Consider the following 25,733-nt stretch of genomic DNA (forward strand, 5'->3'; position numbering starts at 1 on the left):
TCTGAATCAATGGCATGGCGAAAAACTGAAACATTTCGTCACAGTCTAGTCGGTTCGGTCAATGAGGGCGGATTGATAGTTGTGGGGTGACTGGGCTGGCGCCTTCGCGAGCAAGCCCGCTCCCACATTGGATTTTTGTCATGTCTGATTTTTGTGTACGACACGGATCCCCTGTGGGAGCGGGCTTGCTCGCGAAGAGGCCGGTTCAGCCACCCCGTCACTCAGCCTGACGCAAGCGCTTGTAAAGGGTATTGCGACTAACCCCCAACCGCCGCGCCAGATGCGAAATATTCCCCCCGGCTGCTTTCAACTCCCGGTTCAACGCTTCCACATCATTCAGATCCAGCCCCAGCGGCTGCACGCTCTCCACCGGCTCCATCTCCAGATCGACAAAAAAATCATCCGGCAGATGCTCCGGCCGCACCGGTTGTTCCTCGGCCATCGCCAGCGCTACCTGCATCACGCTGCTGACCTGACGCAGATTACCCGGCCACGGGTGCCGCTCGAACAGCTCCAGCACTTCGCGGCTGAGCCCGGCCCATTGCGTCGGTTCGCGATGCTGCTCCCACAGGCGTTTGAACAGCGCCTCTTTATCACTGCGCTCTCTGAGCGGCGGCAGTTCCAGTGTCAAACCGCCAATTCGGTAGTACAAGTCCTCACGAAATCGGCCCAATTGCACTTGTTCGCGCAAAGAGCGGTTGGTCGCCGAGATGATCCGCAGATCCACCGCGAACAACTCGCTGCTGCCCACCGGTTGCACGCAGCGCTCCTGCAACACCCGCAACAACCGCGCCTGAGTCGGCAACGGCATGTCGCCGATTTCGTCGAGGAACAGGGTGCCTTTGTCGGCTTTGCGGATCAGGCCGATGCTGCCTTTCTGGTTGGCGCCGGTGAACGCGCCTTTTTCATAGCCGAACAGTTCTGATTCCACCAGTTCGGCGGGGATCGCCGCGCAGTTGACGGCGATAAATGCCTGTTTGCTTCTCGAACTGGCCTGGTGCAGGGCTTTGACGAAGACTTCCTTGCCGACTCCGGTTTCGCCGTGGATCAGCAGCGGAATGTCTTTTTCCAGCAGGCGTTCGGCCTGACGCACGGCTTTTTCCACCCGGCTGTCACCGAAGTGCAGGGTGCTGAGGCTGATGGCGCCCGCGGGTTTGAGCGACGTTTCGGCGCTTTTCGGTTCAGCAAATACTTGAGGCTGAACCGCTGCCTGTTGCGGTCGCTTCAACAAACACTGAAAACGGTTGCGCCCGGAGGTCTGCAGGGCGAACGGCAAGCCGTCGGGCTGATTCAACAGCTCCAGCAGCGACACGTTGAACAGGCTCTCGACACTGACCCGCGACAGGCGCACGCCGAGCAGATTGTCCGCCCGGCGATTAGCCGACAGCACCTGCCCGCTCTCATCGAAAATCAACAAACCGGCCCACTGACTGTCGAGGTTGTTCAACCCGGTGTTGAAGGTCAGTTGAAAGTGCTGGCCATGGAACAGGTTGAGGATCAGCCGGTTCTCCACGGTCTGGCTCATCATCTTGACCATGCCCAGCGTGTGCGAGGGCGGCAGGTAGCTGTCGCTGGACACGTCGAGCACGGCGATAACCTTGCGCTCGGCATCGAAAATCGGTGCGGCGGAGCCGGTCATGAAGCGGTTGGCTTTGAGAAAGTGTTCATCGTGCTCGATGTGCACCGCTTGCTCGCAGGCCAGCGCGGTGCCGATCGCATTGGTGCCACTGCAGCGTTCCATCCAGCTCGCCCCGGCGCTAAACCCTCGGGCCAGGTTCGGCTCGATAAAGCGCTGAGTGCCCCACGAGGTCAGCACCTGACCCTGATGGTCGGCGAGCATGATCAGGCAATTGGAGTTGCTGAGGATGTTCTCGTAATACGGCAGCACTTCCTGATGGGTGGTTTGCACCAGCGCGTGGTGACGGTCGAGCAGCTGCGCGATGCCGGCGGCGGGCAATTGATCGAAGGCCGGTGTGCTTTGGTGGTCAAGGCCGAAGGCGCGGCAACGTTGCCAGGAGGTCTGGACAATCGCGTCGTGGGACAGCGGCGGGGCAGGTGCGGCCATGGTGGTGGGCCTCTGAAGGGCATTTTATTGTTGTTATGGCACTGCTTTCAAAACCAACACAGATCAAAACTGTGGGAGCGGGCTTGCTCGCGAAAGCGGTATATCAGACACATTTACATCGACTGACACACCGCATTCGCGAGCAAGCCCGCTCCCACATTGGATTTTCATCGTTCACAGAATTTGGGCAAAAATCGTTCATAGAGTGTTGTTCACTATTGTTCATTGTCAATCGCCCAGCTGTTCAAATGTGTTCAGCAATGAACGCCTGATCCCCGCGTTTTCAGCCCTTTTCACGACAAATCAACCACTTGCCATTTCTGGCACGAATGTCGCTCTGCTGCACAGGTCGCTTGACTCCAATAATAAAAAGGCCGAGCCATGTCACTCACCCTGGAGCACGTCAGCCGCACCGTCGAGGGCCAGACCTGGATCGACGATGCCTGCCTGAAATTCGAACCCGGATCTTTCAACGTTCTGCTCGGCCGCACGCTGTCCGGCAAGACCAGCCTGATGCGCCTGATGGCAGGCCTGGACAAGCCCGACAGCGGCCGGATCCTGATGAACGGCGTCGACGTCACCCAGCGCCCGGTGCGCCTGCGCAACGTGTCGATGGTTTATCAGCAGTTCATCAATTACCCGACCATGACCGTGTTCGAGAACATCGCCTCGCCGCTGCGTCAGGCCGGTGTTTCCAAAGAAATCATCCATAGCAAAGTGCTGGAAACCGCGAAGATGCTGCGCATCGAGAAGTTCCTGCAGCGCTATCCGCTGGAGCTGTCCGGCGGCCAACAGCAGCGCACGGCGATGGCCCGGGCGTTGGTCAAGGACGCCGAGTTGATCCTGTTCGACGAGCCGCTGGTCAACCTTGATTACAAGCTGCGCGAAGAACTGCGCCAGGAAATGCGCGAGCTGTTCAAGCTGCGCCACACCATTGCGATCTACGCCACCACCGAACCCAACGAAGCGTTGGCGCTGGGCGGCACCACGACGATTCTGCACGAGGGCCGGGTGATCCAGAGCGGCCCATCGACCTCGGTCTACCACCAGCCGCAAACCGTGCTGGCGGCGGAGTTGTTCTCCGAGCCGCCGATCAACCTGATGCCCGGGCGCATCGCCGGCAACGAAGTCAGCTTCGCCAACTTCGTGCACTTCCCGTTGAACGTCGACCTGCGCCCGGTGGGTGAGGGCGAGTTCCGCTTTGGCGTGCGCCCCAGCCATATCTCGCTGGTGCCGAGCAACGATGACGATCTGGAGCTGGCGGTTACCGTCGAAGTGGCGGAGATCAGCGGCTCGGAAACCTTCCTGCACGTGCGCAACGAGCATTTCCTGCTGGTGCTGCACCTGCCGGGGGTTCACGAATACGACGTCGATGCGCCGATCCGCATCTACATCCCGACCCACAAACTGTTCGTGTTCGATGCGCAGGGCCGTCTGGTGCAGGCACCGGGTCAACGTGTCGCGAGGGTTGCCTGATGGCCGAAATCCGTTTGCAGCACCTCGCCCACAGCTACAGCAAGCAGCCGAGCGGGCCTGACGATTACGCGATCCGCGAGATGGATCACATTTGGGAGCAGGGCGGCGCGTATGCCTTGCTCGGCCCTTCGGGTTGCGGCAAGTCGACCTTGCTCAACATCATTTCCGGCCTGCTCAGCCCCTCGCAAGGGCATGTGCTGTTCGATGGCAAAGCGGTCAACGACCTGACCCCGGAGAAGCGCAACATCGCTCAGGTGTTCCAGTTCCCGGTGGTCTACGACACCATGACCGTGTTCGACAACCTGGCCTTCCCCCTGCGCAATCAGGGCATGGCCGAGGCGAAAGTGCACAGCAAGGTGCAGGAAATTGCCGAAGTCCTCGACCTGCAAAACTTGCTGAGCAAGAAGGCGCGTAACCTCACTGCCGACGAAAAACAGAAAGTCTCCATGGGCCGTGGCCTGGTGCGTGACGACGTCTCGGCGATTCTCTTCGACGAGCCGCTGACGGTGATCGACCCGCACCTGAAGTGGAAACTGCGGCGCAAGCTCAAGCAGATCCACGAGCAGTTCAACATCACCATGGTCTACGTCACCCACGATCAGCTCGAAGCTTCGACCTTCGCCGACAAGATCGCGGTGATGTACGGCGGACAGATCGTGCAGTTCGGCACGCCACGGGAATTGTTCGAGCGGCCGACTCACACCTTTGTCGGCTACTTCATCGGCAGCCCGGGGATGAATCTGATCGAGGTGCAGCCGCAGCCGGGCGGGGTCGGTTTCGCCTCGACGCACTTGCCGTTGTCCGACGCCTTGCAACGGCATATCGAACACGGTCAGTGGAAAAATCTGAAGGTCGGCATCCGCCCCGAATTCATTCACGTCTGGGACGAGCCGTTTGACGAGGCGATGCAGGCGCGGGTGGTTCACGTCGAAGACCTCGGCACCTACAAGATCCTCACCCTCGACCTCGATGGCGCGCCGCTGAAGGTGCGTCTGGCCGAAGACAAACCGGTGCCGCAGGGCACGGCGTATATCAGTTTTCCGGCGCAGTGGCTGATGGTCTATGCCGATGAGTTTCTGCTCGAAGCCGACGACGAGGTGCAGCCATGAACAAGGTGCAGAACAACAAGGCCTGGTGGCTGGTGTTGCCGGTATTTCTGCTGGTGGCGTTCAGCGCGGTGATCCCGATGATGACCGTGGTCAACTACTCGGTACAGGACATCTTCGACCAGTCCAGCCGCTACTTTGTCGGCGCCGACTGGTACAAGCAGGTGCTGCTCGACCCGCGTCTGCATGACTCGCTGCTGCGCCAATTCATCTACTCGGCCTGCGTGCTGCTGATCGAAATTCCGTTGGGTATCGCCGTCGCCCTGACCATGCCGACCAAGGGCCGCTGGTCGTCGGTGGTGCTGATCATCCTGGCGATTCCGCTGCTGATCCCATGGAACGTGGTGGGCACCATCTGGCAGATTTTCGGGCGTGCCGACATTGGTCTGCTGGGGTCGAGCCTGAATGCGCTGGGCATCAGTTACAACTACGCGGCCAACACCATGGACGCCTGGGTGACGGTGCTGGTGATGGACGTCTGGCACTGGACTTCGCTGGTGGCGCTGCTGTGTTTTTCCGGGCTGCGGGCGATTCCCGACGTGTATTACCAGGCGGCGCGGATCGACCGCGCCTCGGCGTGGGCAGTGTTCCGCCATATTCAGTTGCCGAAGCTGAAGAGCGTGCTGCTGATCGCGGTGATGCTGCGCTTCATGGACAGTTTCATGATCTACACCGAGCCGTTCGTGCTCACCGGCGGCGGGCCGGGCAATGCCACGACCTTCTTGAGTCAGACGTTGACGCAGATGGCGGTCGGTCAATTCGATCTGGGGCCGGCGGCGGCGTTTTCGCTGGTGTACTTCCTGATCATCCTGCTGGTCTCGTGGCTGTTCTACACCGCCATGACCCATTCCGACGCCAACCGCTGAGGGCCCGGCCATGAGCAAGAGAAAGCTGATTCCGCTGCTGGTGTACATCCTGTTTCTGCTGGTGCCGATCTACTGGCTGCTGAACATGTCGTTCAAGAGCAACACCGAAATTCTCGGCGGGTTGACCCTGTTCCCCCAGGATTTCACCTGGCACAACTACAAGGTGATTTTCACCGATCCGAGCTGGTACACCGGTTATCTCAATTCGCTGTATTACGTCAGCCTGAACACGGTGATCTCGCTGAGTGTGGCGCTGCCGGCGGCCTATGCGTTTTCGCGCTATCGCTTCCTCGGCGACAAGCACCTGTTCTTCTGGCTGCTGACCAACCGCATGGCGCCACCGGCGGTGTTTCTGTTGCCGTTCTTCCAGCTGTATTCGTCGATTGGGCTGTTCGACACGCACATCGCCGTGGCGCTAGCGCACTGCCTGTTCAACGTGCCGCTGGCGGTGTGGATTCTTGAAGGCTTCATGTCCGGGGTGCCCAAGGAAATCGACGAAACCGCGTACATCGACGGCTACAGCTTTCCCAAGTTCTTCGTGAAGATTTTCATCCCGCTGATCGGCTCGGGCATCGGCGTCACGGCGTTCTTCTGCTTCATGTTTTCCTGGGTCGAACTGCTGCTGGCGCGCACGCTGACTTCGGTCAACGCCAAGCCGATTGCCGCGGTGATGACGCGCACGGTTTCCGCTTCGGGCATCGACTGGGGCGTGCTGGCGGCGGCGGGGGTGCTGACCATCCTGCCGGGCATGCTGGTGATCTGGTTTGTTCGCAACCACGTGGCCAAGGGCTTTGCCCTCGGTCGGGTCTGAGGAACGCATGATGGAATGGATGAGCTGGACCACCCCCACGGCGGGGTTCTTTATCGCCATCGGCCTGTTGCTGGTGGGCATGACCACCTGGGAATTGCGCTCGCCGAGCATCCTGCGACGCGGTTTTCTGCCGATTGCCACCACCCGTGGCGATCGCTTGTTCATCGGTCTTCTCGGCAGCGCCTACCTGCATCTGCTGGTAATCGGCGTCACCGACTGGAGCATCTGGGTAGCGTCCGCGCTGTCTCTGGTGTGGCTGTTGGTTGTGATGCGCTGGGGCTAGTCGAGTCGCTCGGCAATCGTGCTCCGTAACTCAAACTGGAGGTCTCTATGTTCGACAAAAACAATAAGCTGCGACATAGCATTTCATTGGCAGCCTTGCTGGCACTCAGCGGTTTGAGCGCATCTGCCTGGGCCGATGCCTACGAAGACGCTGCGAAAAAATGGATCGGCAGTGAATTCAAGCCGTCGACCCTGACGGCCGATCAGCAACTCGAAGAATTGAAGTGGTTCATCAAGGCCGCCGAGCCGTTTCGCGGCATGGAAATCAAAGTGGTTTCCGAGACCCTGACCACCCACGAATACGAGTCCAAGGTGCTGGCCAAGGCGTTCACCGAAATCACCGGGATCAAGCTCACCCACGACCTGCTGCAAGAAGGCGATGTGGTGGAAAAAATGCAGACGGTGATGCAGTCGGACAAGAACATCTACGACGGCTGGGTCAACGACTCGGACCTGATCGGTACGCACTTTCGCTACGGCAAGACCGAATCGATCACCGACCTGATGGCCAACGAAGGCAAGAACTTCACCTCGCCGACCCTCGACATCAAGGACTTCATCGGCATCTCGTTCACTACCGCGCCGGACGGCAAGATCTATCAACTGCCCGACCAACAGTTCGCCAACCTGTACTGGTTCCGCGCCGACTGGTTCGAACGCGCCGATCTGAAAGCCAAGTTCAAGGAAAAGTACGGCTACGAATTGGGCGTGCCGGTGAACTGGTCGGCCTATGAAGACATCGCCAAATTCTTCAGCGAAGACGTCAAGGAGATCGACGGCAAACGCGTCTACGGACACATGGACTACGGTAAGAAAGACCCGTCGCTGGGCTGGCGTTTCACCGATGCCTGGTTTTCCATGGCCGGTGGCGGCGACAAGGGCCTGCCCAACGGCTTGCCGGTGGACGAGTGGGGGATTCGCGTCGAGGACTGCCACCCGGTCGGCTCCAGCGTGACCCGCGGCGGCGACACCAACGGCCCCGCGGCGGTGTTCGCCACGCAGAAATACGTCGACTGGCTCAAGGCCTACGCGCCACCGGAAGCGGCGGGCATGACCTTCTCCGAGTCCGGCCCGGTGCCGTCGCAAGGCAACATCGCCCAGCAGATCTTCTGGTACACCGCGTTCACCGCCGACATGACCAAACCGGGCCTGCCGGTGGTCAACGCCGACGGCACGCCGAAATGGCGCATGGCGCCGTCGCCGCGCGGGCCGTATTGGGAAGAGGGCATGAAGCTCGGGTATCAGGACGTGGGTTCGTGGACATTCATGAAATCCACCCCTGAGAAACAGAAGTTGGCGGCGTGGCTGTACGCGCAGTTCGTCACTTCGAAAACCGTGTCGCTGAAGAAAACCATCGTCGGCCTGACGCCGATCCGCGAGTCGGACATCAACTCGCAGGCGATGACCGATCTGGCGCCGAAACTCGGTGGCCTGGTCGAGTTCTACCGCAGCCCGGCCCGCGTGCAATGGACCCCGACCGGCACCAACGTGCCGGACTATCCGCGCCTGGCGCAATTGTGGTGGAGCCACATCGCCGAAGCGGCCAGCGGCGAGAAGACTCCGCAACAGGCGCTGGACGGCCTGGCCAAGGATCAGGACGCAATCATGACCCGCCTCGAACGCTCCAAGGCGCAAGCAGTATGCGCCCCGAAAATGAACCCGGAACGCGACGCGCAATACTGGTTCGACCAACCGGGCGCACCAAAACCAAAACTGGCCAACGAGAAGCCGCAGGGCGAGACCGTGAGCTACAACGAACTGCTGAAATCGTGGGCGGATGCGCGTAAGTGATGGTTGATGTGTGAAAAGCAAAACGGCACCGTGAGGTGCCGTTTTTTTTGTTGCCTGATCTACCGCTTTCGCGAGCAAGCCACGCTCCCACAGGGTTCTGTGTTGCTCACACAATCTGGGCACACCACAAACTCTTGTGGGAGCTGGCTTGCCAGCGATAGCGGTGTGTCAAATAACAAGGATGTGACTGACCTGCCGCCATCGCTTGCAGGCAAGCTCCCACAGGTTTTGTGACGCCTGCAAAGTCCGGGTTCACCGCGATTCACTGTAGGAGTGAGCCTGCTCGCGATAGCGGAGTGTCAGACAACAAAAATGTGACTGACCCGCCGCCATCGCTGGCAAGCCAGCTCCCACAGGTTTTGTATTGCCATCAAAATTCGGGTTCACCGCGATTCATTGTAGGAGTGAGCCTGCTCGCGATAGCGCTGTGTCAGACGAAAAATATCGCCTGAGCCGCCGCCATCGCTGGCAAGCCAGCTCCCACAGGTTTTGTATTGCCATCAAAGTCCGGGTTCACCGCGACTCACTGTGGGAGCTTGCCTGCAAGCGATGGGGCCATGGGTGTCGCCGCAGGAAAACCGAGGCGGAATACGGTCATGACACCTGGCAAGCTCTTCACCTCCGCTACCCCCTGATGCAGGCTCATGATCGAGCGCACGATCGCCAGCCCCAGCCCGGTGCTGCCCTGTGAGCGCGAGCGGGCGCTGTCGACGCGATAGAAGCGGTCGAACAGGTGCGGCAGGTGTTGCGCCTCGATGCCGGCGCCGGGATTGCTCACCAGCAGTGAAGCCTGCGTCGCGCCTTGCTCGATCAGCAAGGTGATGGTTTTACCGTTCGGGCAATGGCGCAGCGCGTTGGACAGCAGATTGGAAATCGCCCGCTGGATCATCAGCCGATCGCCTAACACCGATGCGCTGCCAACAACATTCAAATGAATCTGCTTGTCCTGCGCCGCCAGCGAAAACATCTCCGCAACCTTCGCCGCTTCCGCCTCCAGCGCCACCGATTCAAACGGCGCCAGTGCCGACGGATGACTGACCTGCGCCAAAAACAGCATGTCGGAAACAATCCGCGCCACGCGCTCCAGCTCCTCGGTGCACGACACCAGAACGTCCTGGTATTCCTCGCTCGTGCGCTCGCGCGACAGCGTCACCTGCGCCTTGCCCATCAGGTTGTTGATCGGCGTGCGCAGTTCATGCGCCAGGTCATCGGAGAACTGTGACAACTGCTGCACCCCGGCATCGAGGCGATGCAGCATGAAGTTGATGCCCTGCGCCAGTTCGCTCAACTCCTGCGGCATGTTCACCACCGACAGCCGATGATCCAGGTCCTGCGTCGAGACCATCGCCGCCACTTTGCGAAACTCGCGCAGCGGCGCCAATCCACGCTGCACCGCGCCCCACGCCGTCAGGCCGATGAACACCAGCAACAGCGGCAAGGCAATCAGCGTCGAGCGCAGATAGGCGCTGAGCAGCGCCTGATCGTGCGCGTTGTCCATCGACAGCAGCACCGGCACGCTGCTGCCGTCCTTGAGCCGAATCAGCTTCGACGCGGTAAGGAACTTCGCACCCTCGTCATCGATGCTGTCGCTATAGGCCAACTGCTCGGTAGTGCCTCGTACTGCGCGCAATTCGGCGCGCGGATCCTTCAGTCCCGAGCCGGATTTGAGCAGCGGCGTACGCAGGTTCGAGCGGTCATAAATCGTCAGCGTCAGGTTGTCGTGGCCCATGACCTGATCGAGCAGAATGTGCGGCTTGCCACTGACCTCATTGGCGTCGACATACAGCGACAGGCTGTGCTCCACCTGCGCCATCTTCTTTTGCAGGCTGTCGCGCGACAGCGCATTCAGCTCATGGGTCAGGGCGAAATAGGCGAGGATCGCCAGGAATACCACCAACAGCGCGCCGAGAATACTTACCGTCAGACCGAGGCGCATCGACAGGCTGGCCGGCTTCATTCCCGCGCCTCCAGCACATAGCCGACACCGCGCAGGGTGTGGATCAGCTTGTTGTCGAACGGATCATCGATCTTCGCCCGCAAGCGGCGGATCGATACTTCGACCACGTTGGTGTCGCAGTCGAAATTCATGTCCCACACCAGCGAAATGATCTGCGTACGGGTCAGCACCTCGCCGGACTGGCGCATCAACAAGTGCAGCAGGGCGAATTCCTTGGTGGTCAGGTCGATGCGCTGCGCACCCCGAAATGCCCGATGGCGGCCCGGATCCAGTTCCAGATCGGCGACTTTCAACACCTGTGGCACTGGGATGTTTTCACTGCGGCGCATCAAGGTGCGGACCCGCGCCAGCAGTTCGGGAAACTCGAACGGCTTGACCAGGTAGTCGTCGGCGCCCAGGTCCAGACCGCGAATCTTGTCCGCCAGCCGCCCGCGCGCGGTGAGCATCATCACCCGCGTCGAGTGGGTGCGGCGCAGTTGTTCCAGCACGCCCCAACCGTCCAGTTCCGGCAAGTTCACGTCGAGAATGATCAGGTCATACGCCTGCTGTTGCGCCAGATGCAATCCATCGGCACCGGTGGCGGCGTGGTCAACGATATAACCACTTTCGGTCAAACCCTGATGCAAGTATTCGGCAGCTTTAAGCTCGTCCTCGACGACAAGGATTCGCATGATCTATCACCACTTTTATTTAAGGGATATCTAATTAAGGCAACCCCTCACCCTAACCCTCTCCCCGAGGGAGAGGGGACTGAATGCGGGATATTTCAGAACTACGCCAACGTGAAAAACTTTACTGAATCCATAATCGACTTGATGTAACAGGTCGATAAAAAACCCGAGACACTTCGGTCGGCCCCCTCTCCCCCCGGGAGAGGGCTGGGGTGAGGGGATGTCCGCAACGATAAAGGTTGTAGCGGCTACAGGGTCAACAACCCAATGCTTTAAACCGGGGCTGTGCGACAGTCCGCCGCAGCGCGGACCACGTGATTCTCGTAAGTTTGATTCCGACAAGTACTGTTCAGCAGTTAACTACCGAGTATTTGTTTCTATGTATTGCGGCAAAGCCGTTTGCACTTCGCATCGTAAAACAAAACAACTTTGCTGAACCGTGGATAACGGATTTGTAATGTTCCAGTCACCTTGTCGATAAGTTCAAAACCCTAACGTGGCGGCATCGAAAAATCCTGAATTAAAGGAAGCCCTCCATTGCCCGGTTTAATTGAACTGACGGCGCGATCACGCCTGAACAAAACCGCCAGCGGCCTCTTGTTGCTGGCGTGCAGCAGCCTGGCCAGCGCATCGACCCTGACACTGGATCAGGCGCTGCAAAGTGCCTTCGCCGACAACCCCGATCTCGCTGCTGCGCAATGGGAAATCGGTATTGCCGAGGGCGATCGCCAGCAGGCCGGGCTGATCCCCAATCCCGAGGTGTCGTGGGAGGCCGAAGACACCCGGCGCAACTCGCGCACCACCACGGTGATGCTCAGCCAGCCGATTGAGCTGGGCGGCAAACGCGCAGCGCGGATCGATGTTGCCAGCCGGGCGCAGGACGCTGCCGGTATCGAACTGGAGCGCAAGCGCAATGCCTTGCGCGCCGATGTGATTCAGGCGTTCAACAGCGCGCAAACCGCGCAGCAACGCTTGCAGCTGTCGCGCCAGTCACTGCAACTGGCCGAGCACGGTGTGCGCGTTGCTCAGGGGCGGATCGAGGCCGGTAAATCGTCGCCGGTCGAAGGCACGCGGGCGCAAGTGCAGCTCTCGGAAGTGCGCCTGGAGGTGAGCCGCGCCGAGCGCGATCAGGCCAACGCCTATCAGCAACTGGCGCAGGTCATGGGCGCACCGTTGCCGACTTCGACCAACGTGCAACCCGGCACACAGAACCTCGCCACGCTGCCGCCGCCCGGCCGTTTGCTTGAGCGTCTGAACCAGACTGCCGAGCTGCGTCTGGCGAAGCTGCAGATCGATCAGCGCGAAGCCTCGTTGGGCCTGGAAAAGTCCCAGCGCATTCCCGACCTGACCGTGAGCATCGGCAGCCAGTACAGCGAAACCGAGCGTGAGCGAGTCAACGTGGTCGGGCTGTCGATGCCGATTCCGCTGTTCAACCGCAATCAGGGCAACGTGCTCGCCGCCGCACGGCGCAGCGATCAGGCGCGGGATCTGCGCAACGCCACCGAGCTGCGTTTGCGCACCGAAGTCCAGACCAGCCTTGAGCAATGGCAGACCGCCAACGGCGAAGTCAACGCGTTCAACCAGACCATCCTGCCCGCCGCACAAAGCGCAGTGGACAGCGCCACGCGCGGTTTCGAAATGGGCAAGTTCGGTTTCCTCGACGTACTCGATGCCCAACGCACCCTGATCGCTGCGCGCAGCCAATACATCCAGGCCGTCAGCGAGGCGACCGACGCCCGCGTGCGCCTCGAACGGATCTACGGCGACCTCAGCGTCAGCCCTTGAATTTCACTTTTCAGACAACTGCGCGATGGCACGGCGCAGAGGAGTTTCCATGGATAAAAAACTGATGGTGGTCGCGGTGGCGACCTTGGCGCTGGGCATTGGCCTCGGTTCGATGTGGCCGGCCAATTCAAATATCGACGCGCATGCTGATGAGGCCTCCGAACACGCCGATCACGCCGAGGAGGGCGCTGCCGCCGAAGGCGAACATGCCGAACAAGGCCACATCGAATTGAGCGCCGAGCAGATCGCCGCCGCAGGCATTCAACTGGCCGAGGCGCGGGCGCAAAGCATCAGTCTCGGCTTGTCGTTTCCCGGCGAAGTGCGCTTCGACGAGGACCGCACGGCACACGTCGTGCCGCGCGTGCCGGGGGTGGTCGAGTCGGTGGCGGTCAACCTCGGGCAACCGGTGAAAAAGGGCCAGTTGCTAGCGGTGATCGCCAGTCAGCAAATCTCCGATCAGCGCAGTGAACAGGCCGCCGCGCAACGTCGCTTGGCGTTGGCGCGCACCACCTACGAACGCGAAAAAAAGCTCTGGCAGGACAAGATCTCCGCCGAGCAGGATTTCCTCCAGGCCAGGCAGGCGCTGGAAGAAGCGGTAATCGCCATGAACAACGCCCGACAGAAAATCAGCGTGCTCAGCGGCAGCGTGGTCGCCACCGGCGGCAATCGCTACGAACTGCGCGCACCGTTCGACGGTGTGGTGGTGGAAAAACACCTGACGCCGGGGGAGGTGGTCGATGAGACCACCGCGGCTTTCACCCTCTCGGATCTGTCGCGGGTGTGGGTCACGTTCGGTGTCTCGCCCAAGGATCTGTCCAAAGTGCAGGTGGGCAAACCGGTGACTGTCAGCGCGCCTGAGTTAAAGGCCGAAGTGACCGGCAGCGTGGCGTACGTCGGCAGCCTGCTCGGCGAACAGACCCGCACCGCGACCGTGCGCGTGACCGTGGAAAACCCTAAAGGCTCGTGGCGCCCGGGGCTGTTCGTCACCGCGCGGGTCGCCACCGAGAGCCGCCAGGCCAAAGTCGCCGTGCCGGAAACCGCGATCCAGACCGTCGAGGACAAACCCACGGTGTTCGTGCGTACCGACGACGGCTTCAAGGCGCAGGCGGTGGAACTGGGCAGCCGTGCCGCCGGCCACGTGGAAGTCACTCAAGGGCTGGAACCGGGCGTGCAAGTCGCCAGCGCCGGCAGCTTCGTCCTCAAGTCGGAGCTGGGCAAAGCCTCAGCCGAGCACAGTCATTAATTCTGGAAGGTCACCATGTTCGAACGCCTGATCCAGTTTGCCATCGAGCAGCGCATCATCGTGCTGCTCGCCGTTCTGCTCATGGCCGGCCTCGGCGTCGCCAGTTATCAAAAGCTGCCGATCGACGCCGTGCCCGACATCACCAACGTCCAGGTGCAGATCAACACCGGCGCCGCCGGGTTCTCGCCGCTGGAAACCGAGCAGCGCATCACTTTCCCGATTGAAACCGCGATGGCCGGTTTGCCGGCGCTGGAGCAGACCCGTTCGCTGTCGCGCTCCGGGTTGTCGCAGGTTACGGTGATCTTCAAGGACGGCACCGACCTGTTTTTCGCTCGCCAACTGGTCAACGAGCGTCTGCAGATCGCCAGGGAGCAATTGCCCGAAGGCGCGGAAGCGGTGATGGGGCCGATTTCCACCGGTCTCGGTGAGATCTTTTTATGGACGGTGGAAGCCCAGGAGGGCGCGTTGAAGGACGACGGCACAACCTACACGCCGACCGATCTGCGGGTGATTCAGGACTGGATCATCAAGCCGCAATTGCGCAACGTACCGGGCGTCGCCGAGATCAACACCATCGGTGGGTTTGCCAAGGATTATCAGATCGCGCCGGACCCGAAACGCCTCGCCGCGTACAAGCTCACGCTCACCGATCTGATCACCGCGCTGGAGCGCAACAACGCCAACGTCGGCGCCGGGTATATCGAGCGCAGCGGCGAGCAATTGCTGATCCGCGCGCCGGGGCAAGTGGCGAGCACCGAGGACATCGCCAACATCGTCATGGCCAATGTCGACGGCACGCCGATCCGGGTGAAGAACGTCGCCACGGTGGAAATCGGCCGCGAACTGCGCAGCGGTGCGGCCACCGAAAACGGTCGCGAAGTGGTGCTGGGTACGGTGTTCATGCTGATCGGCGAAAACAGCCGCACCGTTTCGCAAGCGGTGGCCAGCAAGCTGGAACAGATCAATAAATCCCTGCCGCAAGGCGTGATCGCCGTGCCGGTCTATGACCGCACGCACCTGGTCGACAAAGCCATCGCCACAGTGAAAAAGAACCTGATCGAAGGCGCGATTCTGGTGATCGCGATTCTGTTCCTGTTCCTCGGCAACATCCGCGCCGCGCTGATCACGGCAATGGTGATTCCGCTGTCGATGCTGTTCACCTTCACCGGGATGTTCAGCAACAAGGTCAGTGCCAACCTGATGAGCCTCGGCGCGCTGGACTTCGGGATCATCGTCGACGGCGCGGTGGTGATCGTCGAAAACACCCTGCGTCGTCTGGCGCATGCGCAGCAGCATCACGGCCGTTTGTTGACCCGCGCCGAGCGTTTCAAGGAGGTCTTTGCCGCGGCGAAGGAGGCGCGCCGACCGCTGATTTTCGGCCAGTTGATCATCATGGTGGTGTACCTGCCGATCTTCGCCCTGAGCGGCGTCGAAGGGAAAATGTTCCACCCGATGGCGTTCACCGTGGTCATCGCTTTGCTCGGTGCGATGCTGCTGTCGGTGACCTTTGTGCCGGCAGCGATTGCGCTGTTCGTCACCGGCAAGGTCAAGGAAGAAGAGGGCGTGGTGATGCGCGGTGCACGTCGGGTGTATGCGCCGGCGCTGGCCTGGGTCATGGCCCATCGCACGGTGGCCGTGGGGCGCGGCGTTGGGCGTGATCGTGCTCAGCGGCGTGCTCACCAGCCGCATGGGCAGCGAGTTTGTACCGAGCCTCAGTGAGGGGGATTTTGCCCTGCAAGCGCTGCGCGTGCCGGGCACCAGCCTGACGCAATCGGTGGACATGCAGCAGCGGCTGGAAACGCTGATCCTGGCCAAAGTGCCGGAGGTTGAAAGGGTGTTCGCCCGCACCGGTACGGCGGAAATCGCCTCCGATCCGATGCCGCCGAACATCTCTGACAGCTACGTGATGCTCAAACCGAAGGATCAATGGCCAGACCCGAACAAGTCCCGCGAAACACTGATGGCCGAGTTGCAACAAGCCGCCGCGACGTTGCCGGGTAGCAACTATGAACTGTCGCAGCCGATCCAGTTGCGCTTCAACGAACTGATCTCCGGTGTGCGCAGCGATGTTGCGGTGAAGGTGTTTGGCGATGACATGGACGTGCTCAACGCCACGGCGGCGAAGATCGCGGCGGCGATGCAGAAGGTCAATGGCGCCTCTGAAGTGAAGGTCGAGCAGACCACCGGGCTGCCGGTGCTGACCATCAACATCGATCGCGACAAGGCGGCGCGTTATGGCCTCAACGTTGGCGATGTGCAGGACACCATCGCCGTCGCAGTGGGGGGACGGCAGGCTGGCACTTTGTACGAGGGTGATCGGCGCTTCGACATGGTGGTGCGCTTGTCCGACGCGATGCGCAAGGACATCGACGGCTTGTCGGCGTTGCTGATTCCGGTGCCGGCGCTGAGCGGTGCGGCGAATCAGGTCGGGTTTATCGCGCTGAAAGACGTCGCCAGCCTCGATCTGGTGCTCGGGCCGAATCAGGTCAGCCGCGAAAACGGCAAGCGCCTGGTGATCGTCAGCGCCAACGTGCGCGGGCGCGATATCGGCTCGTTCGTCAGCGAGGCCGGTGCGCTGATCGAGCGCGAGGTGCAGGTGCCGGCCGGTTACTGGACCAGTTGGGGCGGGCAGTTCGAGCAACTGCAGTCGGCGGCCAAGCGCTTGCAGATCGTGGTGCCGGTGGCGTTGCTGCTGGTGTTCGGATTGCTGTTCATGATGTTCAACAATCTGAAGGACGGCTTGCTGGTGTTTACCGGGATTCCGTTTGCCTTGACCGGCGGGGTGATGGCGCTGTGGCTGCGGGATATTCCGTTGTCGATTTCGGCGGGTGTCGGGTTTATTGCGTTGTCCGGTGTGGCGGTGTTGAACGGCTTGGTGATGATTGCGTTTATTCGTAATTTGCGCGAGGAAGGGCGTTCTCTATCCGATGCGATCCACGAAGGTGCGCTGACGCGTTTGCGGCCGGTGTTGATGACCGCGCTGGTGGCGTCGTTAGGCTTTATCCCGATGGCGCTGGCGACCGGCACGGGTGCGGAAGTGCAGCGCCCGTTGGCGACGGTGGTGATCGGCGGAATCCTGTCCTCGACCATTCTCACGCTGCTGATATTGCCCGCGCTGTACCAGATCGCCCATCGCCGGGATGAGGACACCGTACCGTCTGAGTAGGTGATCTCCTGTGGGAGCGGGCTTGCTCGCGAAGAGGCCGTGTCAGTCGACATCAATGTTGGATGACACACCGCTTTCGCGAGCAAGCCCGCTCCCACATGGGTTCCGTGCACTGATCCGGCAGATAACGGATATGTAATTCCCCCGCCACCGTCACGAAAGGTGCGCCTTGTTACCTTGATCCCGTCAGCTACTTAAACGAGGAATCAACCATGAAATTCGCCCAACTGAGCACCTTCGCAGCCGCCCTGATGCTGTCGTCCCTGGCCATGGCCGAAGGCGGCGGTGACCGCACGTTCGACCGGATGATGACCGCCAATGATCGCGCCGTGGAGCTGTTCGTGACCAAGGAACAGGCCCGCGACCCGGTCGTCGTCAACGAGAAGAAAGACGACAAGACCAAAGACCTGTAAGCCCGGCGCACTGGAACAAGCCCGTTGTCGTGTGCCGATGCCGGGCTTTTTTACGGAGGAGTAAACATGCAGTTGATCAAATGGATGACCTTCGCCGGCGTCATGGCGATGTCGGTAAATGCACTGGCTGAAGGCGGCGGCGATCGCACTTTCGAACGTGCTTTCAGCGCCAACGCCAAAGCCATGGAGCAATACGCAGCCGAGCGCGGCACAGCGGCGCCGGTGGTCAAGGAATACGAATACGGCATGAAGCTCGACGTGGTGAAAATCGTCAGCGTGGTGAAGCCGCAGCCTGCCTGCTCGGTGGTGCCTACCGCTATGACCTACGAAGACTCGCAAGGGCAACTCAACACCCTCAGATACAGCGTGGCCGGCGTGTGCCGCAACAGTGGTGGCTAACCAACACCTGATCCCCGGAGCTGCATTTAAAAGTTGTGTGGGAAAAGCAGAACCTTCCCACAATGTTTTCAGGTTGTCCTTCGTATGTCAGCTCTCTAGCCTGTGTGTTCAAGGAGGGTTACTTGGTCGGCAAAGGCTCGACATCCACAACGGCCGGGAGCGGAGACGCTTCCTGGTTCAACTTGCGTCGGGCAATCTCGGCGCCGCGCAGACGCAGAGGCGTTTCGATAAAGCGGTAGTTGAGTTCGCTCAGCAGCACCAGCAGACCCACCGACGTCAGTAACAGCTCAAGGGTGAAACGCCCATCCAGCGGCACGCCTTGGTTGGCGGCAACACGCGTCCAGACCTCTGTACTCAGGTGGTTGGTGAACACGTGGATCACGTAGAGCCCATACGACCGTGAGCCAAGCCATTGCATGAGACCGCGCATGAACGCCGGGCAGTAGATATAGCCCTTCTGATAACTCGCCAGCCAGACAATCAATACCGCGACCATCGCGACGATGCCGACAGCAATGGGCATGGCAATCAGCTGGATGGCGACAGAACCCAGCATGTATAGCAGGAACAGCGTGCAAAGCAGCGGTTTGATCGTCCCCTGACCCAGACCGACCGGTTCTATCTGCCGATAGAGGCGGGTACGGGTGAACAGGCACAGGAGAATTCCCCAGAGCATTGCATCCAGACGGAAGTGCGTGAGGATGCTCGCGGGTTGGCCGTAAGGATTTCTGTCGATACCGAACTGCAACGCAATCAGTGCGAACAGGGCAATGATCCGCCAACGCGGGGCCGTGACAAACAGCAGAAAAAAAGGAAATACGAAGTAAAACTGCTCTTCGAGCGCCAGGCTCCAGTATTGAGGGCTAGGGCCCAGCAGCGAGTTGTAATGCATCGCCAGGTTGCCGCTGAAGGTCGCGACGGCGGTGAAACTGCGCAAATTGTCGTACCACGAACCAAAGGCATTCGATTGGTTGAAAATAACGGAAAACAACAGCGGAATGAGTATCCAGAGCCATGCTGTGGGCAGCAGACGATAGGCGCGGCGCAGCCAGAAACATGCAGTTGCCAGACCGGACTGACCTTGGGCGCGCTGTTGGTCGAAATGGTCCAGATAGGCCTTGCTGACCACGAAACCGGAAATGCAGAAGAACAGGTCGACACCGGTCCAGGGCATGAAAATCGAGAATATTCTCAGCAGCGTATCGGTATGGAACGGCAGCATCATGGTGACATGGCACAAGAAGGTCATGGCCACAGCAGCCCCTCGCAAGTACTCGATTTCCAGGTTCTTACGGCTACTCATCGGTCCCTCGTTATTCTTGTTGGTCAGCGCAGGCGAAGATGGCAGGTGGCTTGCGGTTCGGTCAAGAAAACGATGAGTTTATTCAGCGCAAAAAAAGGCGCCCCGAAGGACGCCAAAAAATTCACCTCTGACCAAAGGAGCAAGGAGCTTCTAAAGGTGAATGGTATTGCTCGGGAAACTCAGAGAATCGCCAGCGGGTACTCGACGATCACCCGCACTTCATCCAGGTCTGACTCGAACGCCGTGGCGCGGGTGGTGGCCTGGCGCAAACGCAGCGACAGGTCTTTCATCGAACCGCTCTGCACCACGTATTTGACTTCGATGTCGCGCTCCCAGCGCTTCTGGTCGGTCAGCGGATTGCCTTCGGCATCGCGGCGCATGTACACGGCGTTGGCGTTGGAATAGTCGGCGTCGGTGCCACGTGCGTAACGGGTCATGAACGACAGACCGGGTACGCCGTAAGTGCTCATGTCGAGGTCGTAGCGCACCATCCACGAACGTTCCTTCGGCGAGTTGAAGTCGCTGTACTGGATCGAGTTATCGAGGAAGATCGAGTCGGACTGGCGCAGGTAATCGAAGTCGTCGTTGCCGTTGTTGCGCTGATGGGAGAGGGCGACGGAATGGGCGCCGAGCTTCACGCCGACGCGGCCGCTCCAGATGTTGTTGTCGAATTGGCCGAGCAGTTGCTTGCCTTCGTCGACCGCCTTGTAATAGTTCAGGCCGCCGAACAACGACAACTCGTCCGACAGTGGATAGGTCCAGGCGGTGCCGGCGTAATACTGGTTCCAGGTGTCCTTGAGGCGACTGGAATACAGGCTGAAACTGAGGTTCTTGTTAAGCACGTAGTCGCCGCCGCCATAAGCGATCCACGGCGAATTGACCGGGCCGGCGTAGAACGTGGCGAAATTTTCGCGCATGTCGCTGGACACCGGTTGGCTCATCGCATGCAAACGACCGCCCTGAATCGACAGACCGTCGATGCTGGTGTTGGTCGCCGTCACACCGCGAAAGCTTTCCGGCAGCAGGCGCGAATCACCTGCGGCCACCACCGGGTTGGCCGGGAACACATCACCGACCTTGACCACGGTATCGAAGGCCCGCACTTTGGCGGCGCCACCGATCTTGGTGTATTCATCCCGCGCCTGGCCGTCACGGTTGACCGGCAGCACATCGAACGAACTGCGCCCGCCGTTGCGGCCGTCACCGGTGTCGAGTTTCAAGCCGAGCATGGCAAATGCGTCGACACCGACCCCGACGGTGCCTTGGGTGAAACCGGATTCGAACTTGCTGATCACCGCATGCGCCCAGGCTTCGGAATAACCGTTGCCGGTGGGGCTGGACTGGCCGTTGCGATGATCACGATTGAAGTAGAAGTTGCGGTTGAGCACCGTCAGGCTGCTGCCTTCGACAAAGCCTTCGGGCTTGTCTTCTGCAAACACCATGGACGGCCCGGAGCCGACCACCACCGCTAAAGCGGCCATCGACATTTTTGTATTGTTAACCATCAAACACTCCTTGGGTTCGGCAGAACGGGAACGTGCGTCGGCGTGGTTTTATTGTTCGACGGGGCAGGGCCCGCCGGCATTGGTCGCCGGGTCACATCGTTGCAAGCTGCGGATAACGCCAAGGTGAGGGGGGAATTACAATTTCGTCATGTGGCTGGAATCAAAACCCCGTGTCAGGTCAGGGCTGCGAGTTGTTCGATTGTCTGTGGAAAACGCTCGACCAGACGGATCAGGGTTGTGGCCTGAGCATTGGGCGTAGCTCGTCCTTGCTCCCAGTTCTCGAGCGTTCGCGTATTGGTGCGTAGATACATCGCGAAAACTGACCGGGAAAGATTAAGTTGCTGACGGATGGCTATCACTTCCTCAGCAGTGATCGGCATCAGTTTTGGCAGCTGAACCTTATGGGTACGCAAGGTGATTTTGCCTTGGCGTTCATCGGCCAGTGCTTCCAGTCCATCCATCAGTTCGGAAAAAATGTCACGTTTCATAGTGGCTTCTCGCGTTGAGTTCTCTATCCAGTGTTTTTCTGAAAAGCTTTTTCTGGGCAGGCGTCAAATCGTCCTGCTCGTTTTTGTTGAAGACGGTAAAGAGCCAGAACTGATCGAAGCCTGACCACCAGTAATAAATCACTCGTAATCCGCTGCGCTTGCCTTTCCCTCTTCGTTGGTCGCTGAAGCGAATTTTACGAAGCCCGCCTGTGTCCTCGATGAGATCGCCCGCTTCCGGATTTTTCAGCAACTCCAATTGAAAGCTGCGAAACAGATCGTCATCCAGATAGTCGTCTCGGTGCTTCTGAAACACAGGCAATTCGATAAATAGAGCATCCATGTTCTGTACGCTACCTACGTATAGTGTTGTCTCGATAATCGAATCGGTCAAGGCCTTCAGGCCGTCCTTTTCGTCCCTTTTTGAACGGTAGACGCCGGTCGTAAAAACACCTGTAGGACGAATCGGCGAGTGTGGTGAGAACATTCGATTGAGTAGAGAGGAGGCTTCACAATTGACATGTCGGAACAATCCACAGCACTATCCCCCCATGACTACCCGACTTCGAATGACAATGATGTGCTCCTCCATGACCGCTTCCGGCGGGCCATAAGGTCATACGTGTTTGTCATTTGACGTGTACCCAAAGCCCCGCCAGAAATGGACGGGGCTTTTTCATGCTCCGTCCGCACATACCTCAAGGAGAGAGAAATGTTCGACATCAGAAGAGCTACCCCGGACGATGCGCAGATCGCGTTCGACATTCGGCGACTGGCCATCCGGCACCAATGCATCGGTGCCTACAGCCAGCAGCAAATGCTCGACTGGACCAAAGGAGCGGCCGAAGACGGCTACGACACGCTGATGGAAAAGCATTTCTATCTGGTCTGCACTGAGGGTGAACCTGTAGCAACTGGAATGCTTGATCTGGAGCAGCATGAAATCGGCGCAATCTTCATCCGCCCGGATTTCATGCAGCGTGGGCTGGGCAAGCGTGTTCTGTTCTTTCTCGAAGATCTGGCGCGGGAGCTGGGGCTGGCAGAGGTGTGTCTGGACGCGACATTGAACGCTGTCGATTTTTACCGGCGCTGCGGTTACATTGGGGAGGGGAGTGCAATTTATCAATCGCCTTCTGGTCTGCAACTGGCGTGCGTGCCGATGGTGAAGAAACTGTGATGCCATTGGGGCGAGGGAGCTTGCTCCCGCTGGACTGCGTAGCGGGCCCCGCTTCTCAGTTGAACAGCGGGGCCGCTTCGCGTCCTGACGGGAGCAAGCTCCCTCGCCACAGGTTATTTGTTGCTACATGGAATCTGTAAAACAAAAACGGCACCCGAAGGTGCCGTTTTCACTTGTAGCCAGCCGAGCAATCAGCCCGCCAGACCCGCCTGCTGAACCAGAGTCAGCAATGGCTGCGGGTACACACCGAGGAAGAACGCGACCAGGGCGATGGCCAACAGCATCACGCCGCCTGCCTTCTGTTCCCAGTGCAGTTGGGCGTCGTGGCGGCGCAGGTTCGGTTCGATCAGGTACAGGGTGACCATCACGCGCAGGTAGTAGAACACGCCGATGGCGCTGCCCAGTACCAGCGAACCGACCAGCCACCATTGGTGCGACTCGACACCGGTGGCGATGATGTAGAACTTGCCGATGAAGCCAGCGGTCAGCGGAATACCGGCCAGGGACAGCATCATCACGGTCAGCACGGCGGTCAGGTACGGACGGCGCCAGAACAGGCCGCGGTACTCGTACAGCGCGTCGGCGTCACGGCCGTTGTACGGCGAGGACATCAGGGTGATCACGCCGAAGGCGCCAAGGCTGGTGATCACATAAGTCACCAGATACACGCCGATGGCTTCCACCGCCAGACCCTTGCTCGCCACCCAGGGCAATCAGCAGGTAGCCGAAGTGCGCGATGGACGAGTAACCGAGCAGACGCTTGAGGTTGCTCTGGGTCAGGGCCAGCAGGTTACCGAACAGGATCGAGGCGACGGCGATCACGCTCAGTACGTCGCTCAGCACGCCGCTGCTCTGGCAGCAGGGGAGATCTGGAACAGACGCACCATCACCGCGAACACGGCAACCTTCGACGCCGTGGCGAGGAACGCGGCGACTGGCGCCGGAGCACCTTCGTACACGTCCGGGGTCCACAGGTGGAACGGTACCAACGACAGCTTGAATGCCAGACCGATCAGCATCATGCCCAGACCCAACTGCGCCAGCGAGCTCGGCAGGTTGGTGGTAGCCAGTGCCTGACCGATACCGTTGAAGCTCAGGGTGCCGGCGTCAGCGTAGAGCAGGGCCATGCCGAACAACAGGAACGCGGAACCGGCCGCCGACAGCACCATGTACTTGATGCCGGCTTCCAGCGAACGCTTGTTGAAGAAGGCGTAAGCCACCAGACCGTAGACCGGCACCGACAGCAGTTCCAGACCGATGAACAAACCGGCCAGGTGCTGCGCGCTGACCAGAACCAGACCACCGGCGGCGGCCATCAGGATCAGCAGGTACAGTTCTTCACGGTTGCCCGGGTAACCCGAACCGCCATCGCCGAGGTAGGCGTGGGCGAGGGTCACACAGGCGAGGGTGGCGACCAGGATCAGCGCCATGTACAGGCAGGCGAAGGTGTCGACTTGCAGCAAAGGAGTCACAGCCAGAGGCGCGACTTTCAGGGCTGGCAGGATCGACAGCAGGGCCAGGTTCAGACCGGCGACCGAGATCAGGAAGGTCTGCGAGTGGTTGCGGCGCCAGGCGATTGCCAGCATCACCACGATAATGGTGAGGCTGGTGATCAACAGTGGCGCAAGCGCAATAAAGTGTTGAATCGTGAATTCCATAGCGCTCTTACCGGGCCGAAGCGAGTTGAGTGAAGGCGGTGCCGAGCCACTGCTGCACGCCATGCATCGTGGCGGCGGAAGTGTCGAGGAACGGTTGCGGGTAGACGCCGAGGTAAATCAGCAGCACCGCAAGGCCCAGCACCATGATCAGTTCGCGACCGTCCATGCCGTGCAGGATCGAATCCGATTTCGACGGACCGAAGTAGGCACGGTGGATCATGATCAGCGAGTAGACCGAACCGAACACCAGACCGGAGGTGGCAATCGCGGTGATCCATGGCGCACTGGCGAACGTACCGATCAGGATCAGGAACTCGCCGACGAAGTTACCGGTACCCGGCAGACCCAGCGAGGCGGCGGCGAAGAACAGGCTGATCGCCGGCAGGTAAGCGATACGCGACCACAGACCGCCCATCTCACGCATGTCACGGGTGTGCAGACGCTCGTACAGCTGACCGCTGAGGATAAACAGTGCCGCGGCCGACAGACCGTGCGCCAGCATCTGGATCACTGCACCTTGCAGCGCCAGTTGGCTGCCGGAGTAGATGCCGATCAACACGAAGCCCATGTGGGAAACGGACGAGAAGGCGATCAGACGCTTGATGTCGGTTTGCGCGAACGCGAGGAACGCACCGTAGAAGATCCCGATCAGACCGAGGGTCATGGCGATCGGCGCGAACTCGGCCGAAGCATTCGGGAACAGCGGCAGGGCGAAACGCAGCAGACCGTAGGCCGCGGTTTTCAGCAGGATACCGGCGAGGTCGACGGAACCGGCAGTCGGCGCCTGGGCGTGCGCGTCAGGCAACCACGAGTGGAACGGTACGACTGGCAGCTTGACCGCGAAGGCGATGAAGAAGCCGAGCATCAGAATGTACTCGGTGGTCATCGACATCTTGGTCTTCAACAGGTCGGCGTAGTTGAAGGTAATCACGCCAGTGTTGTTGAAGTTGACCAGCACCAGACCGAGGATCGCCACCAGCATGATCAGGCCGGAAGCCTGAGTGAAGATGAAGAACTTGGTTGCTGCGTAGATCCGGGTTTTCTTGCCGTCCGAAGAACTGTGACCCCAGAGCGCGATGAGGAAGTACATCGGCACCAGCATCATTTCCCAGAAGAAGAAGAACATGAACAGGTCGAGGGCGAGGAACACGCCGACCACGCCGCCCAGGATCCACATCAGGTTCAGGTGGAAGAAGCCAACGTGACGTTGAATCTCTTTCCACGAGCAGAGTACCGAGAGGATACCCAGCAGGCCGGTCAGCAGGATCATCAACAGCGACAGGCCGTCGAGGGCCAGGTGCACGTTGATGCCGAAGCGCTGGATCCAGACGTGCTTGAACTCGAGCGCCCAGGTCGGATCGGCGCCAGGCGCCGGAGCAAATGAATAGTCACCGTGGGCCCACAGCCAGAGGCCGAGGGCGAGTTCCAGGGTCATGGTCAACAGCGCAATCCAGCGGGGGAGGGTAGCGCCGAAGCGCTCACCCATCCAGCACAGCAGGCCGCCGATGAAGGGGATCAGGATTAGCCAAGGCAGAATCATGACGGGCTCGTTTCCTTTCGCAAATTCGCAAGGT

General features: G+C 60.0%; 19 protein-coding genes and 2 pseudogenes. 12 read left to right on the plus strand and 9 right to left on the minus strand.

Features of this window, described 5'->3' with window-relative positions; translation table 11 throughout:
- Positions 1-217 precede the first annotated feature (217 nt).
- The gene (locus E3Z29_RS13410; protein WP_134785994.1) at positions 218-2,065 is read right to left on the minus strand and encodes a sigma-54-dependent Fis family transcriptional regulator; all 1,848 of its coding nucleotides are present in this window, start codon (positions 2,063-2,065) and stop codon (positions 218-220) included.
- A gap of 381 nt (positions 2,066-2,446) precedes the next feature.
- Here E3Z29_RS13410 and E3Z29_RS13415 point away from each other — a divergent pair, with 381 nt between their 5' ends.
- The 6 genes from E3Z29_RS13415 to E3Z29_RS13440 are packed head-to-tail and all read left to right on the plus strand — an operon-like array spanning position 2,447 to position 8,397.
- Positions 2,447-3,541, plus strand: coding sequence for an ABC transporter ATP-binding protein (locus E3Z29_RS13415; protein ID WP_095138884.1), 1,095 nt, complete (start codon positions 2,447-2,449; stop codon positions 3,539-3,541).
- Positions 3,541-4,650, plus strand: a complete 1,110-nt coding sequence (locus E3Z29_RS13420) for an ABC transporter ATP-binding protein (protein ID WP_098968137.1) — start codon at positions 3,541-3,543, stop codon at positions 4,648-4,650. Before E3Z29_RS13415 ends, E3Z29_RS13420 begins: the two co-directional genes overlap by 1 nt.
- Entirely contained in the window at positions 4,647-5,513 is an 867-nt protein-coding gene (locus E3Z29_RS13425) for a carbohydrate ABC transporter permease (protein ID WP_007961995.1), read from the plus strand. The genes E3Z29_RS13420 and E3Z29_RS13425 overlap by 4 nt, the downstream gene beginning before the upstream one ends.
- A 10-nt stretch (positions 5,514-5,523) precedes the next feature.
- The gene (locus E3Z29_RS13430; RefSeq protein WP_027614646.1) at positions 5,524-6,324 is read left to right on the plus strand and encodes a carbohydrate ABC transporter permease; all 801 of its coding nucleotides are present in this window, start codon (positions 5,524-5,526) and stop codon (positions 6,322-6,324) included.
- Between the two features lie 10 nt (positions 6,325-6,334).
- Positions 6,335-6,607 carry a DUF2160 domain-containing protein gene (locus E3Z29_RS13435; protein ID WP_027614647.1) on the plus strand — a complete coding sequence of 91 codons (273 nt, stop codon included), beginning with the start codon at positions 6,335-6,337 and terminating at the stop codon, positions 6,605-6,607.
- 47 nt (positions 6,608-6,654) lie between these two features.
- On the plus strand, positions 6,655-8,397 hold the full coding sequence (locus tag E3Z29_RS13440) for an ABC transporter substrate-binding protein (protein WP_098968138.1): 1,743 nt from the start codon (positions 6,655-6,657) through the stop codon (positions 8,395-8,397).
- 523 nt (positions 8,398-8,920) lie between these two features.
- On the opposite strand, the gene E3Z29_RS13445 is transcribed toward E3Z29_RS13440, so the two are convergent.
- Both E3Z29_RS13445 and E3Z29_RS13450 read right to left on the minus strand, forming a co-directional pair.
- Positions 8,921-10,354, minus strand: coding sequence for a heavy metal sensor histidine kinase (locus tag E3Z29_RS13445; RefSeq protein WP_134785995.1), 1,434 nt, complete (start codon positions 10,352-10,354; stop codon positions 8,921-8,923).
- Entirely contained in the window at positions 10,351-11,025 is a 675-nt protein-coding gene (locus tag E3Z29_RS13450; RefSeq protein WP_027614650.1) for a heavy metal response regulator transcription factor, read from the minus strand. The genes E3Z29_RS13445 and E3Z29_RS13450 overlap by 4 nt, the downstream gene beginning before the upstream one ends.
- 537 nt (positions 11,026-11,562) lie before the next feature.
- Between E3Z29_RS13450 and E3Z29_RS13455 the strand changes: the two genes are divergently transcribed.
- From E3Z29_RS13455 to E3Z29_RS13475, 5 genes and pseudogenes are all read left to right on the plus strand, one after another.
- Positions 11,563-12,810, plus strand: a complete 1,248-nt coding sequence (locus tag E3Z29_RS13455) for a TolC family protein (RefSeq protein ID WP_134785996.1) — start codon at positions 11,563-11,565, stop codon at positions 12,808-12,810.
- 49 nt (positions 12,811-12,859) lie between these two features.
- Positions 12,860-14,053 (plus strand): efflux RND transporter periplasmic adaptor subunit, encoded by a 1,194-nt coding sequence (locus E3Z29_RS13460; RefSeq protein WP_134785997.1) that lies wholly within the window; start codon positions 12,860-12,862, stop codon positions 14,051-14,053.
- Between the two features lie 15 nt (positions 14,054-14,068).
- Positions 14,069-17,219 (plus strand): annotated as a pseudogene (locus E3Z29_RS13465) (CusA/CzcA family heavy metal efflux RND transporter).
- A gap of 212 nt (positions 17,220-17,431) precedes the next feature.
- The gene (locus tag E3Z29_RS13470) at positions 17,432-17,632 is read left to right on the plus strand and encodes a co-regulatory protein PtrA N-terminal domain-containing protein (RefSeq protein ID WP_134785998.1); all 201 of its coding nucleotides are present in this window, start codon (positions 17,432-17,434) and stop codon (positions 17,630-17,632) included.
- A gap of 66 nt (positions 17,633-17,698) precedes the next feature.
- Positions 17,699-18,031, plus strand: coding sequence for a DUF2790 domain-containing protein (locus tag E3Z29_RS13475; RefSeq protein ID WP_134785999.1), 333 nt, complete (start codon positions 17,699-17,701; stop codon positions 18,029-18,031).
- A gap of 118 nt (positions 18,032-18,149) precedes the next feature.
- On the opposite strand, the gene E3Z29_RS13480 is transcribed toward E3Z29_RS13475, so the two are convergent.
- The 4 genes from E3Z29_RS13480 to E3Z29_RS13495 form a co-directional block, all read right to left on the minus strand.
- Positions 18,150-19,334: an acyltransferase gene (locus E3Z29_RS13480; RefSeq protein WP_134786000.1), complete on the minus strand. Its 1,185-nt coding sequence runs from the start codon at positions 19,332-19,334 to the stop codon at positions 18,150-18,152.
- Positions 19,335-19,513: 179 nt separating this feature from the next.
- Positions 19,514-20,839, minus strand: coding sequence for an OprD family porin (locus E3Z29_RS13485; RefSeq protein WP_134786001.1), 1,326 nt, complete (start codon positions 20,837-20,839; stop codon positions 19,514-19,516).
- Between the two features lie 173 nt (positions 20,840-21,012).
- Positions 21,013-21,327, minus strand: a complete 315-nt coding sequence (locus tag E3Z29_RS13490; protein WP_027614657.1) for a DNA-binding transcriptional regulator — start codon at positions 21,325-21,327, stop codon at positions 21,013-21,015.
- Complete coding sequence (locus E3Z29_RS13495; protein WP_027614658.1) at positions 21,317-21,667, minus strand: toxin; 351 nt, start codon at positions 21,665-21,667, stop codon at positions 21,317-21,319. Before E3Z29_RS13495 ends, E3Z29_RS13490 begins: the two co-directional genes overlap by 11 nt.
- Before the next feature lie 369 nt (positions 21,668-22,036).
- Here E3Z29_RS13495 and E3Z29_RS13500 point away from each other — a divergent pair, with 369 nt between their 5' ends.
- Complete coding sequence (locus E3Z29_RS13500) at positions 22,037-22,501, plus strand: GNAT family N-acetyltransferase (RefSeq protein WP_098968147.1); 465 nt, start codon at positions 22,037-22,039, stop codon at positions 22,499-22,501.
- 191 nt (positions 22,502-22,692) lie between these two features.
- Here the strand turns inward: E3Z29_RS13500 and nuoN are convergent.
- A pseudogene (gene nuoN, locus E3Z29_RS13505) lies at positions 22,693-24,159 on the minus strand (NADH-quinone oxidoreductase subunit NuoN).
- Positions 24,160-24,166: 7 nt separating this feature from the next.
- Positions 24,167-25,699, minus strand: a complete 1,533-nt coding sequence (nuoM, locus tag E3Z29_RS13510) for an NADH-quinone oxidoreductase subunit M (RefSeq protein WP_003223785.1) — start codon at positions 25,697-25,699, stop codon at positions 24,167-24,169.
- Positions 25,700-25,733 lie beyond the last annotated feature (34 nt).

This window comes from Pseudomonas sp. S150, assembly GCF_004526365.1.
Lineage (GTDB): Bacteria > Pseudomonadota > Gammaproteobacteria > Pseudomonadales > Pseudomonadaceae > Aquipseudomonas > Aquipseudomonas putida_A.

What these genes read in the sequence shown, in the direction of transcription:
- E3Z29_RS13415 (WP_095138884.1), top strand. Translation starts at nt 2,447, where the DNA reads ATGTCACTCACCCTGGAGCACGTCAGCCGCACCGTCGAGGGCCAGACC.
- nuoM (WP_003223785.1), bottom strand. Translation starts at nt 25,699, where the DNA reads ATGATTCTGCCTTGGCTAATCCTGATCCCCTTCATCGGCGGCCTGCTG.
- E3Z29_RS13450 (WP_027614650.1), bottom strand. Translation starts at nt 11,025, where the DNA reads ATGCGAATCCTTGTCGTCGAGGACGAGCTTAAAGCTGCCGAATACTTG.
- E3Z29_RS13430 (WP_027614646.1), top strand. Translation starts at nt 5,524, where the DNA reads ATGAGCAAGAGAAAGCTGATTCCGCTGCTGGTGTACATCCTGTTTCTG.
- E3Z29_RS13470 (WP_134785998.1), top strand. Translation starts at nt 17,432, where the DNA reads ATGAAATTCGCCCAACTGAGCACCTTCGCAGCCGCCCTGATGCTGTCG.
- E3Z29_RS13490 (WP_027614657.1), bottom strand. Translation starts at nt 21,327, where the DNA reads ATGAAACGTGACATTTTTTCCGAACTGATGGATGGACTGGAAGCACTG.
- E3Z29_RS13495 (WP_027614658.1), bottom strand. Translation starts at nt 21,667, where the DNA reads ATGGATGCTCTATTTATCGAATTGCCTGTGTTTCAGAAGCACCGAGAC.
- E3Z29_RS13410 (WP_134785994.1), bottom strand. Translation starts at nt 2,065, where the DNA reads ATGGCCGCACCTGCCCCGCCGCTGTCCCACGACGCGATTGTCCAGACC.
- E3Z29_RS13485 (WP_134786001.1), bottom strand. Translation starts at nt 20,839, where the DNA reads ATGGTTAACAATACAAAAATGTCGATGGCCGCTTTAGCGGTGGTGGTC.
- E3Z29_RS13500 (WP_098968147.1), top strand. Translation starts at nt 22,037, where the DNA reads ATGTTCGACATCAGAAGAGCTACCCCGGACGATGCGCAGATCGCGTTC.
- E3Z29_RS13420 (WP_098968137.1), top strand. Translation starts at nt 3,541, where the DNA reads ATGGCCGAAATCCGTTTGCAGCACCTCGCCCACAGCTACAGCAAGCAG.
- E3Z29_RS13475 (WP_134785999.1), top strand. Translation starts at nt 17,699, where the DNA reads ATGCAGTTGATCAAATGGATGACCTTCGCCGGCGTCATGGCGATGTCG.
- E3Z29_RS13435 (WP_027614647.1), top strand. Translation starts at nt 6,335, where the DNA reads ATGGAATGGATGAGCTGGACCACCCCCACGGCGGGGTTCTTTATCGCC.
- E3Z29_RS13460 (WP_134785997.1), top strand. Translation starts at nt 12,860, where the DNA reads ATGGATAAAAAACTGATGGTGGTCGCGGTGGCGACCTTGGCGCTGGGC.
- E3Z29_RS13440 (WP_098968138.1), top strand. Translation starts at nt 6,655, where the DNA reads ATGTTCGACAAAAACAATAAGCTGCGACATAGCATTTCATTGGCAGCC.
- E3Z29_RS13480 (WP_134786000.1), bottom strand. Translation starts at nt 19,334, where the DNA reads ATGAGTAGCCGTAAGAACCTGGAAATCGAGTACTTGCGAGGGGCTGCT.
- E3Z29_RS13425 (WP_007961995.1), top strand. Translation starts at nt 4,647, where the DNA reads ATGAACAAGGTGCAGAACAACAAGGCCTGGTGGCTGGTGTTGCCGGTA.
- E3Z29_RS13445 (WP_134785995.1), bottom strand. Translation starts at nt 10,354, where the DNA reads ATGAAGCCGGCCAGCCTGTCGATGCGCCTCGGTCTGACGGTAAGTATT.